At 67.9% G+C, this 11,880-nt stretch carries 5 protein-coding genes and 1 pseudogene; 5 read left to right on the top strand and 1 reads right to left on the bottom strand.

Going from position 1 to position 11,880, the window contains the following annotated elements; all coding sequences use genetic code 11:
* Positions 1-367: 367 nt before the first annotated feature.
* Positions 368-1,312 (top strand): hypothetical protein, encoded by a 945-nt coding sequence (locus ACIP60_RS38065; protein WP_400694186.1) that lies wholly within the window; start codon positions 368-370, stop codon positions 1,310-1,312.
* Positions 1,313-1,545: 233 nt separating this feature from the next.
* Here the strand turns inward: ACIP60_RS38065 and ACIP60_RS38070 are convergent.
* Positions 1,546-2,295: pseudogene (locus ACIP60_RS38070) on the bottom strand (transposase family protein).
* A gap of 736 nt (positions 2,296-3,031) precedes the next feature.
* Between ACIP60_RS38070 and ACIP60_RS38075 the strand changes: the two are divergent.
* The 4 genes from ACIP60_RS38075 to ACIP60_RS38090 all read left to right on the top strand — a co-directional run bounded on the left by ACIP60_RS38075 (position 3,032) and on the right by ACIP60_RS38090 (position 11,788).
* Entirely contained in the window at positions 3,032-4,330 is a 1,299-nt protein-coding gene (locus ACIP60_RS38075) for a helix-turn-helix domain-containing protein (RefSeq protein WP_400694189.1), read from the top strand.
* A gap of 72 nt (positions 4,331-4,402) precedes the next feature.
* A complete protein-coding gene (locus tag ACIP60_RS38080; RefSeq protein WP_400694192.1) occupies positions 4,403-5,653 on the top strand; it encodes a hypothetical protein in 1,251 nt (416 codons plus the stop codon).
* Positions 5,641-8,940: a hypothetical protein gene (locus ACIP60_RS38085; protein WP_400694194.1), complete on the top strand. Its 3,300-nt coding sequence runs from the start codon at positions 5,641-5,643 to the stop codon at positions 8,938-8,940. The genes ACIP60_RS38080 and ACIP60_RS38085 overlap by 13 nt, the downstream gene beginning before the upstream one ends.
* A 46-nt stretch (positions 8,941-8,986) precedes the next feature.
* Positions 8,987-11,788 carry an RNaseH domain-containing protein gene (locus ACIP60_RS38090; RefSeq protein ID WP_400694197.1) on the top strand — a complete coding sequence of 934 codons (2,802 nt, stop codon included), beginning with the start codon at positions 8,987-8,989 and terminating at the stop codon, positions 11,786-11,788.
* Positions 11,789-11,880: the final 92 nt, after the last annotated feature.

Raw genomic sequence — 11,880 nt, forward strand, 5'->3', positions numbered from 1 at the left:
CTCGTCCGAGTAGTCCTTCATCGCCATCGACGGTGTTCTCGCTTCCTCCGGATCAAGCAGATCCAGTATCAGCGTGTCCACCACTCAGGGCGAAGCCCCGTCAGGCAACGCACCCAGCCTGCGCCGAACGGAAACGCACAAGGCACGACACCCACCGCAGGCGCACGCGGAACACACTGGCGGCGCCCAGGATCACCGCGCACCCACCGCGCGCATTCCACCATGCAGCCTGCACCCGTGCGCCCACGCCGAGTTGGGCGATACCCCGTCCTCGTCACGCCCTGACCGCCACGATGACAGCTGTACGTGCGCAACCCACGTCGCCCCTGGGACGCACACCCTCTAAAACAGGAGACCGCCCGTGTCCTTGACCTCCCAGATCGACAGCCCCAACAGCCCGTTCAGCCGGTTCGGTGCACTCCACCTGCCACGACCCCGCACAGCAATGGACTCCTACCGCGCCACGACCCGCACCGCACAGCGCCCGGTCACGCTGCCGCAACCGCCACCTGGCGTACGTCCGGCCTGGGGCACCATCGGCGCCGCGATCGACCACCGCCTGCGCTACGCCTTCACCACCCAGCAGGCCATCGACACAGCCGTCAAAGAAGGCATCACCTACACAGCCGCCTGGTGCACCCAGATGCGGCGCCCCGACATCGCCGACGCCGTCCTCACCACCGGCCGCGACTTGGAACGCGACCTGCGTGCCCTCCTCGACCAGGAACGCCCCGACGACCGAGCCCGCCCGATGCTCCTCGACCCCACACCCGAGCAGCACCTGGCCCGCCTGTGTGTCGCGATGGTGTGGTTCGAGGAGGTCTGCCGCTCTGGGGTGCTCTACCCCACCTCGCCGATCGTCTTGCTCGCCGACCGCCTGACTCTGCCGGCGCTGCTGGCCCAGGTCCCGGACTACATCGTCGACGACCTGGGCCGGCAGATGCGCCTGGCCCAGGACGTCCTGGGCGCGCTGCGTGCAGGGACCGATGTCGAACAGTGCCACTCCGGGCCGCTGTTCGCGGGTTCACGCGACGTGGGCGGAGCGGACGCGGACCTCATCGTCGGCCCCCTGCTCGTGGACTTCAAAGCGCTGAAGGACCCTGTCCGTCTCCCGGCAGCCGCGGCCTACCAACTGGCCGGCTACGCGCTGCTGGACTACGAGGACCGCTACGGCCTGGAGCGCGTCGGTATCTACCTCACCCGCAGCGGACAGCTCATCACCTGGGAACTGGGGGAGTACCTCGACCTGCTGGGCGCACAGACCCCGGTACCGGCCCTGCGAGCCGAACTGGCTGGCTGGCTCGCCCAATAGGTGCCCGGTGACTGCCAGCGCTCAGTTGGCTCCCGGAACATGAGACACACAGCCTCGCCCCCAAGGATCGGCTGAGTGCTGACAGGCCATCAAAGGCCTGGCGCACGTTGGCAGGCACGCATCCCATACCTGCCCGCATTGCCGCAGGCACACCTGCCTGCGGCAGTGCGGCGCGCGACGAAGGCCTGGGCGCGCCGGATGAGCTCCAGGAGCACAGGAGTCACTGAGCCTTTTCAGCGGTGAAGCTCAAGGGTGAGGACTGCCTTGGCTGCTGACGTCAGCCAGTTCGGGCTGCAACGGGCATGTCGGAAGATCCGCCAGCGCTTGATGGTGGCGACGCCGCGTTCGACGGGGTAGCGGAGCCGGGCGTGGGCCCGGTTCAGCGACCGCTGTCCGACGGTCAGCTCCTTGCGGGCGGGGCGTCTGGTCGGCACGGCGAAGGTGCCGCCGGCGCCGGTGTAGGCCATGTCGGCCAGGGCCGGGATGCGGAGCCGGATACAGGTCTTGACGATGCGGTGGGTGCGGGCGGCGGTCAGGTCGTGGGTGCGGCCCGGCAGGGCGCGGGAGATCCACACGAGCTTGCCTGTCGGGCCGGTGATGACCTAGTGGTTGACGCCGTGGCGGCGGTGCTTGCCCGAGTAGTCGGCGCGGCCGTCGCCGACGCGGTCGCACTCGGCGAGGGTGCCGTCGACCAGGACGTACTCCGCATCGGCGTCGCGCAGGGCCCGGGTCAGACCGGGTGCCTTCCGGGCCAGCAGGTCGGTGACCTGGTGGACGTAGGCGTGGGCGGTACCGACGCTGATCCGGAAGCCGGCGGCGATCTGGGCGAGGGTGTCGTGCTTGCGCAGGTACACCAGTGCGACCAGAGCGCGCTGGGACGGGCGGAGTTTGCAGCGGCGGTCACCCTCGCGGGTGACGATGAGCATGGTGACCCACTCGACGAGCGCGTGCGGCAAGTCCAGTGCGGCAGGATAGGTGACCAACGAGGCTTCCTGGCTGGTTGTTTGAGACGTGAGACATCTCGCTCAACAGCCCGGGAGCCTCGTTCGTTCTGCCCTCATCCCGAGCATCCGGCCGTCACCCAATCGGTGGCCGCCCTGAAAAGGCTCACTGGCTGTGAGGACACCTGAGACGAGGCCGGCCCGCACCAGCCACACCGGCAAAGGCTGATGCAACCCGAAGCCTCCGCCGCACCGACCGGCAGTCGTAGCCCCGCGGCACGGGGCGTTCGCAGAAGATCCACAGTTTGCTGGCCAGGGCACGGGATCCTGGGGGAGCATCTTCCTGCCCCTGCTCGCTTCCGGGAGCGAGGCCGCGGAGCACGGCGAGAAGGGCATAGAGGAACCGGATGGCAATGCCGAGCGCCTGATCGCGAAGATCACCAAGAACCGGAATGACCTACGCTTCGTCGACCCGCCGTCGTGAAAGCTCGAAGCGAGAGCATCACAGCACCGGCCTCGCACGTACCGCCGACTGATCTTCCCGAACTCCGGCGCAGACATAGGAGTGCCGCTCCCGGCCCGGCAGCTCGGCACGGGCCAGCCCACCCAGCGTCGGGCTGAGCTATCTCGAATGCAGCACAGGCGAGGACACCTGCCGGAGCCCTTGATCCGATACCGGCGGACACCGCCGCGCCCCCGGCGTGAAGCCGACCGGAATTTACTTCCAAGGGGCTTCTCAAACACTGCCAGAACCTAACGCGCCGGGTACGTTGGGCGGATGCACCGAGCCGACCCCGACTTCGACGCGGACGCGCTCACACGCCACCGTCAGATCGCCGCAATGAGCGTCGAAGAGCTGGCATCGGCCGTCAATGTCAGCAGCCAGAGCATCCGCGACTACGAGAACGGCCGCACAACACCGGACCACGGCATCCTCGCCAGACTCGCCACCGCAGTGAACTGCGCCCCGCGCGACCTGATGCACACCCACCTGACCTTCGCGGCCCTGCGCCGAGCCGCTGGCCTGACCCAACGACAGATGGCCCAAGAACTGGCCCCGTTCCTCGCCAACGACAGCTCGCCCGAACACGCATGCCAGCGACTGCGCCAACTGGAAGCCGGCCACACACCCAACGAGTGGCAGCAGGACCCGTCGCTCGGCACCCAGGCGATCCAAGCCCTGGCAAACCTGGCACCCGGGTACGACCGCGCCGAGATCGCCCGTCTGCTCCTGTGCCCTGACCCCGCCCAGCCCCCCGGCACCAACCCCGATCGGCCGGAACCCGTACCCGAGCAACCCCGGCGGCGGCGCAACCCCGGAACACAGAACAGTGGCGAGCCCCGAACCTCCGCAGCGGCCCGCACCTGGAACGATCTGAACGACCGCCAGCGCCTCTACCTCGCCGCCATCTACAGGGAAGACCAGGCCGCACAAACCAAGGCACAAGCCGTGCGGGCGGCCTTCGGCGACCCCGGGCCGGCCAGCGAATGGCGAAAGCTGCCGTTCACGATCAAAGCAGCCCCGGCACTGACCGGCTACACCACCCTGCAGGACCGGCTCCGCGAGCACCACGCCCTGGACGCTGGCGCCGGGTCGACCATGGCCGCCCTCCACCGCCGCGAGCTGATCGACATGTCCGAAGACCAGGTGGAAGTGTTCCCGCTCGGCGGAGCAACCCGGGTCCTGGTGTCACTGACCCGTGCAGGCCGCGCCTGTGCGCGGGCAGGCCTCGACGAACAGCAACCCGCCACCACGCCACAGGACATGCTCTCCGAATGGCTGTGGAAGAACCTGGTGAAGGTCGCCTCAGCCGGCCCCGAAGGCCTCCCGGAAGACGGACTGTGGGGCAAGTCGAAGTTCTACCTCGGCACCGGCTTCCGCCCGGGCCGCAAAGCGGCCAGCCGAGGCTACATCGACTCCGTCCCCGTACGCGACGGCGACGGCCCGCAGTCCTACGTCGTGGAATACCGCTGGCGCCTCACCGACGCCGGGCGGGCCCACATCACCCAGTACGCGGACAAGTACCGCCACCTGTACCCCGACATCGAACTCGGCCCCCTCGCAAGCGACATGTAGAGCATTCACCCGAACGGGTATCAAATCGAAGACATGCCCGCCACGTTCACGACGGGCCCTACAGTGACCCCGATGACCACGATCCGCACCGCCGATCACATGGCGATCCGGAACAGTGTGATGAGAGCCGCCTCCGTCGCGGCCGCCGCGCTGACCGACGCCGACAGCGACCCCGAACACCGCCTGCGCGCCCTCATGGAAGGCCACGGCCGGGTCCTGACCGCCCGCGGCCCCGGGCAGCCCATGACATTCGACCAGTTCCGGCAGCTCCTCCTCGGAGACCTGTCGGCACTGCTGCCCAACGGAGTGCCGCCCGAGGAGATGGACGGGCTGCGGCTGATCGACGAGGACAACGAGTTCGACCCGGACATGTTCGACCTCGATGTCGAACAGCGCATGGTCCTCCAAGCCCTGCGCAGCGCCGGATACCGGGGCCAGACCGTTGGCGTCGAGGCCCTGGACCAGGAGCTCGACCAGACCAAGGCCCACCGGCAGATGACCAGCACCGACAGCCAGGACGACTACGTGGCCTGGCGCTCCGCGCTGATCGCCGAACCGGCCGGCTCCGTGCGGGACCTGCGGATGCTGAACCTGCCCGCGACGCTCACCGAGTTCTACCAGCCGATCCCCTTCGACGCGACGTACGACCGCTGGTGGTTCCGCTGCCCCGTGTGCCGCTGGCCGATGAAGATCACCGTGCACGGCACCAACACCCGCCGCACCGGCCAGGTCCGCTGCTTCCACCGCCCGCACACCGAAGCCGGCGCGTCCTACGAGTTCAAGATCCCCGACGAGGGCGTCATGCCCCGCCTGAACCCCGTCTCGACCGTCACCCCCGCACGAGGCAACGCCGCAGTCCTCGCCCCCGACCAGAAGCCGCCCGCCCCGGAGCCCCTCCTCACCGACGGGCACAAGGCCCTCGTGCGCGGAGTGTGGCGCTGCACGACGGTCCCCGGCCTCCCCGAACTCGGCCTGTTCAAGGCCCTGTCGGCCCCACGCCTACGCGCCAAGGGGGTTACCGCGCACCTATGGCCCGTTCTGGACTCCTACGACCTGCTGGTCACGGTCCCAGCCGCCGACGGCGGACGAACCGAGCTGCGCGTGGACGTCAAGGACTACACCTACGCGACCCTCCTGGCCGACAAGATCAACGCTGACGGCGGCGACAGTGGCGGCGCCACGTGGCTCGTCGTCCCCGACAGCCGGGAGAAGACGGTCTCGATGCTCGACGCGGTGTGCCGCCAACACGGCATGCGCGCGCTCACCGCAGGAGACTTCGGCGCGATGGTGTGCGAGATGGTGGGGGAGCAGTGGACCAGCTGAGCAAAGCCCTCGGCTCCGCGTGGTGCGCGCTGGCGCTGGCCGCGCACTACTTCCCCCAGAAGGACGACGAGGGCCAGCTCGCGGTCACCTTCCAGGACGCGTACTTCTTCTTCACCGGCCACATGGACTTGTGGGACCAGTGGCGGCTCATCGACCACTCTCAGCGTCAGCGGATCGCCGCGGTCCTGCGCTACGCCCGCCAGGACTTCGAAAGCCTCACCGCTTTCACCCACTACATGCGCGAGGTCCTGACCGAGGACGCCGCCGCCCAGGCCCGCACCAGCCCGTTCCTGGCCGTCGGTGACCCGGCCCGCGCGACCATGGTCCTCCCACGGATCGGTGACGACTTCCTGGCGTTCGTCGACCGCACCGTCCATCGCCTGCGCAGGCACGACCGGCCCCGGCGCCCGCACCCGCCCGCGGGGCCTGGTGACTACGCCACCCGCGAGACCTACATCGCCGGCCGGGGCCTGACCAAGGGCCGCGTGCGGATCAACGCCACCCCCACCTTCGAGTCCGGCGCCGACGCGGGCACCCTGCCCGAAGCCGCCACCATCCCCTACCGCTCCAGCCTCGAACTGCCGGTCAAGGCCCTGCTGCGGCACGCCAAGGACGTCGACAAGGCCCGCTACCCGAACAAGTCCGAAGCCAAGAACCGCTACCTGCACAAGACACTCAAGACCCTGTTCGAACAGCTGCAGTATGACGAAGGCGGCCAGGTCGACATCCTGTCGATCACCGCAGGACCGGTCGAGGTGTTCAACGCCCCCACCGGCACGGGAAAAAGCGTCCTGGTCCGCGTCGCGGCCTCCTGGTGTGCCATCCAGGCCACCCCTATCCCCCTGGCCATCGTCCTGCCCAACGTCGAGGCGACCCTCTCCGCGACCTGGGACATCAACGGCGACCTGAAAGCCCTCGGCCACCCCGAGCTCGCCGCACCGATGATGTCGCCCTCCCGCCTGCACGAGCGGGCCATGAAAATCGCAGCCCGCATCCAAGGCCCTTTCCTCACCCAGACCGACAAGACCATGTGGAAGCTGGGCCAGCTCTCCTACGGCTGCGCCCTGCCGGTGGAAAGCACCCACCCCTACCCGCCGGGCCTGGAGAGCTGCAACCACCTGTTGCCCTTCCCCCCGCAGACCGGACGGCACTCCTGCCCCTGGCAGCCCACCTGCGGGAAGTTCGAGCAGTACCGAGCCGCCTGCGAGCGGCCGATCGTGATCACCAACCACCACTTCCTCATGCTCGGCCGCTTCCCGATCGGCATCGTCCTAGACGGCCGCCAGACCGGCGACCTGACCGTCGCGAAGTTCCTGCTGCGCACCAGAGCCGGCGTCGTCATCGACGAGGTCGACCAGTTCATGTCCTCCGCGGTCGACGCCTGCTCCAGCGAGATCGTCCTCGACACGCGCAAGAACAAGGACATCCCCCTCCTCAAGCTCCACGAAGCGGTCCGCGGCATGTCCTCAGGCACCGTCAAGGAGCTCAGCCCCACCCTGCTCCACGCCCGCTACCTGACCGAGTTCCTCCTCGCGTCCCTGTGCAGCGGCGACCTCAGGCTCCGCTATTACAACGGCCGCTCGGAAGCCTCCGACCAGCCCCAGGCCAACAGCAGCATGTGGCACCTGGCGGGCTCGAGGGACAGACGCCTGATCTGTCTGCTTTTCCCCGAACTGGACATCCCGAACGAGAAGGAAGTCCCCCTCGAGCTGTTCGCCACCCTGAACGCGATCCACCCACCCGACCCCGCCAGGATCGGCAACGAACCCGCCGAGTACGACACCGTCCCCGTCCTCCTGGACCCGGACCTGCAAGAGGCCCAGAACCTCCTGGGCAAGCTTCTGGCTTCTCGCGGGACAGACCTGCTCTCCGCCGTCCGCACCGAGCTTCACACTGTTCTCGAAGAGCGGATCCCCGACGCGCACCAGCGCAGCGAGACGATCGAGCTCCTCATCATCCGGGTCTGGCTCACCGAACTCGACCGCACCCTGGACGTCCTGCGCAACGCCACGGAGAACCTGCGCTCCATGGGCCTGCCGTCCGCACAGGACATCGCCGCCAAGCTCGGCCCCGGCATCGGCTCCGACGTTATCCGCCACGGTGCCCTCGGACGCAGCATCTACGGCTACCGGGTCACAGGCCTCGACGACCCCGACAAGTCAGCGGAACTCACCACCCAGAGCCTCTCTGGCGACCCGCACACCTATACCGCCCAGCTCGGCAGCATCGTGGCATTGGTCCTGGCCGGCATGGAACGCCCCGTGCTGGGCCTGTCCGCGACCGCGTATTTTCCCGAGGCAGTGCGCGAGCACATCCGCTCCCGGGTGAAGTGGTGGATGACCGACGCCGCCGAAGACAGCATCCGGGCGAAGCCGCACATGCTGCGCAACGCCTTGAACCAGCCCATCCAGATCTCAGGCCTGCCCCAGCACCTCAAGCACTCGGCGATCACGGAGATGGGCCGGCGCCTGTACGAGGACGTCATCCACGACGAGTTGGAACGCCTCACAGCGGACGACGAGGACCGGGCTCACGACGCGGTCGTCCTGAACTCCTACGAGCACTGCCGGTACATGGCCATCGGCATGTACGGATCCGGCCGCTACCAGGACGGCAAGCACAGGGTGTGCGTCGCCGTCCCGCCCGACAAGTACCGGCGCACCGAACTGCAGAAGCGCCTGCCGCTGCCGCCGGGGATCATCGAGCTGACACCGGACGAGTTCGAGGACTTCCCCAACCGGGGCGAGATCCTGATCGTGCCGATGGCCCGTATCGCCCGCGGCCTGAACATCGTGATCGGCATCCGCTCGGCCATCACCTCGGTGTACCTGTGCACCAGGCCCCTTGCGCTGATGACCGACCCGGCAGAACTGTACGCCTCGGTGAACGCGGCAGGACTCAACGCCGTCAACGGGCCGTCCCCGGTCCCCGTGGAACTGCTGCAGCAGGCACGAGAAGCGGCCTGGGCCCGCCTGCACCTGATCATGCGCTCCGCACCCGGGTTCGTGAACACCCACCGCGACCTGCAGAAAGAGATCGTCGCCGGAATGATCATCGACATGATCCAGCTGGCCGGCCGAGCCCGGCGCGGCGGCACGGACATGACCCTCCACCTGGTCGACCACGCCTTCCAAGAGGACTCCTGGCAGGCCGACCTCCGCTCCATCCTGCGCCGCATCCACCGGGACTGGACCCCCCAGGTCGCACAGCGGATGGACGACATCTACCGCGAGGCACTGTCCACGTTCCTCGCCTACGCCGGCATCGACACGGCCGAACGCCGCTGACACCACGCCAAGTGCCCGCAGACGCGCAAAAGGGAGAGGCCCCCGCATGGCATCCGAGTCACCCGACCGAATCCGGTGCGACTTCGCAACGATCCGCTGCACCCCCGAGCTGCTCAACGAGACCTTGGGCGAGGCATCGGTGGTGGTGCGCGAGTTCGACGAGGAGACCTCGAAGCTGTGGAGCCGCTTCGAGGAGACCTACCGCGGGCGCAGCGGCAAGGACGAGGTCCAAGCGCCGTACTCGGTCGTCTCCACGGTCCTGAGGGCCCTGTACGGCGGCTACGTCCACTTCGACCCGAAGAACCGTGTCCTGGCCAGCATGGAACCGATCGATGACGTCGACCTGCTGCACGTGATCACCCTGATGTCACGCAGGGCACTCGGCGTCCCGATGGACGACATCGCCCTGGACAACCCGCCCAGGATGGCCGAGAAGATGGCCACGGCACCGGGCAGGATCCTCAGGCTCGCCGACCACCTCAAGCGGGAAGACAACGCCCAGCCCGACGCCGCGAACTGGGTCTACCGGACGGTGACGTGGGAACTGGCCCGATACCTGGCCAAGCACACGTGGAACGTCGATGGCCAGGCGGTCACTCTCCGGGCCGACAACACCGGCGGCCTGGTCGCCCTCGCCAACCCCTGGGCCAACGAGACAGCGACAGCGTTCTCCGTCCCCCGCGTGCGCCTCACGATGAAAACGATGGAGCACGTCAGCGATCCGCTCATCCTCATCTCGTCGCAGACGACACGGATCAAGGACCGACTCGCCTTCGCCCGCAAGGTCCTCGTCCCGCAGGCCGACCCTGCGCTGCCCCTGCTGGAAGTGGAGCTCGACGGACGCGGGAAGGTCCGCTACATCAACGCCATGGCGCTGTCGGTGCTCGCCAGAATGCAGATGGACAACGCGCCATTGCGCGTGATCCACCAGCGCTCCGAACAGGAGAGAGCCGCCTACGAGGCGGCAACGCCCGAGGAAGCGTCCCAGCTGGCGCCAATCGACCTGCTGAAGGCCCCCGCCGACGCGCCCACCGACCTGTCCGCCGGCCTCAAGGGCGACCTCTTCCCGATCCAGGGCAAGACGTTCAAGTTCCCGATCGGCCGCGGCGTCGGCATGCACCACATGCGCGAGCTCGACAAGCACATCCGCACAGCTCTCGGAGGCAGCACCAAGACGCTGGTGGCCCACAAGACGGCGCTGAGCGGCTTCAAGCGGCCCAAGGCGAAGGAACCCGTGTCCTGCGCGGCCGATGTCGTGCGGTCCGTGAAGTCGATGGGCTACGAGCGGCTGCGGATCGTGTGCCTGTGGGACCGGGACGAGAACCGGCTGCGTATGGTCAGCGCCCTCGCCCAAGCCTACGGCATCGACGTTTTCGACCCCGTCGACGGCGCGTCGGTTCCCCTGCACGGCGACATGGTCACCGCAGTGTTCTGGCGGGCCCCGGAGTTCCTCGGCCACGGACCAGCAGAAGGCCGAACAGCCATCGCCCAGCAGATGAGCGTCCTGCAACGCGACATGTCGACGCTCGTCGGCGTCTGGGCCGAGACCGACCACGAGAGTGTGACGGGGGAGGACCAGAGCGAGGAAGAAGCCGAGCAGAAGCTCACCGCGAAGGAGAAGCGCGCCTCCAGGAAGAAGGCCCAGGAAGAGGACGGCAAGCACCTGTCCCACCGGGTCCTGGCCACCTTCGGCCTGAACGTCCAGTACACGAGTGCTCTAAGGCAGGCCAAGCCCGCCAAGGGCGACAAGCAGGAACGCGACTACCAGGCACTCATGTCGCTGCAGGACCTGTACCGCAGCTTGGGGATCATCGACCGGCGCATCGACGCGGTCATGCGGGACAAGATCGGACACCACAAGCCCACCGGCGTCGCACGCTGCGGCATCCACGTACGCCGCCAGTCCAAGCGGCCAGGCGAGAAGCAGGCGAAGATCTGCATCACCGCATCGGTGATGGTCCCGCCCACCTACCCGGACGAGGCCTGGACACTGCACGGCTGGTCCTACACGGCCCCCAAGTGGCAGCCCTACGACCGGGCCCAGCCCGCCTACCACGCCCTGGACTACCCGGAAGGAAAGCTCACCGCGTTCGTCGACGACAACGCCGGCTACAAGAAGGTCGCCGCGGAAATCGACCAGGCCCTGTCGGACCTCTCCGACTACCTGGGCCGCACCCCGTACACCGTGACGGTGGACGCTGTCGCCACCCGGCGCCTGTGGGAGGGACTGCACAACAGGCGACAGGGCCAAGACAGTGGCGACTCCACGACATGGCTGCCGGGCAGTACCCTCCCCGCGAAGGAGCGCCCGATCGGCATCGTGCGGATCAACGTCGACATGAACGAGATGCCGCGCCCGGTCGGCATCACCCACCTCGCCGCCGACGGGAAGGTCGTTGCGTCCCAGAAGCGGACCGACATGCTGTTCAAGGTCGACACCGATCTTGGCGCCCCGACATGGGTACTGGTCACTACGCCCCACCAGTTCGACGGCAGTGGCGCGGGACGCCTCGGTGAGGACAAGACCCGCTGGAGTGCCAGCCACGGAGTCAAGCCGGACAAGAAGAACGGCATCAAGGGCGAGAAGAACGAGGTCGCCAAGAACTGGTACACGATGACCGCCACGGGTATCTACCCGGTGGCCTTGGCGGAAGGTGTCGAAGGCGAGCACCTGGTGAACGCGGCGGCCCGGATGGCGACCCACCCGCTGGCATGGGCCAACCGGACGAAGTACCCGATCGAGCTTCACGCCGCGGTGCAGATGGACAAAGACCACCCGCAGTACCGGCGCACAGCACCGGAGCAGGAGAGCGACTTCGGCGACCCAGACGACGAGGACGAGCAGTAACTGATCATTTCAAAATGAGTTCGGCCTGGGGGCTTGGCAGTTGAGGCGTTGAGGCAGCAGAGTGTTGCACGTGTCGGATGATCTTGTGCCGG

This window comes from Kitasatospora sp. NPDC088783, assembly GCF_044750705.1.
Classification (GTDB): domain Bacteria; phylum Actinomycetota; class Actinomycetes; order Streptomycetales; family Streptomycetaceae; genus Kitasatospora; species Kitasatospora fiedleri.

Bases quoted from the DNA above. Each gene is read 5' to 3' on its own strand.
- ACIP60_RS38080 (WP_400694192.1), top strand. From the start codon at position 4,403: ATGACCACGATCCGCACCGCCGATCACATGGCGATCCGGAACAGTGTG.
- ACIP60_RS38090 (WP_400694197.1), top strand. From the start codon at position 8,987: ATGGCATCCGAGTCACCCGACCGAATCCGGTGCGACTTCGCAACGATC.
- ACIP60_RS38075 (WP_400694189.1), top strand. From the start codon at position 3,032: ATGCACCGAGCCGACCCCGACTTCGACGCGGACGCGCTCACACGCCAC.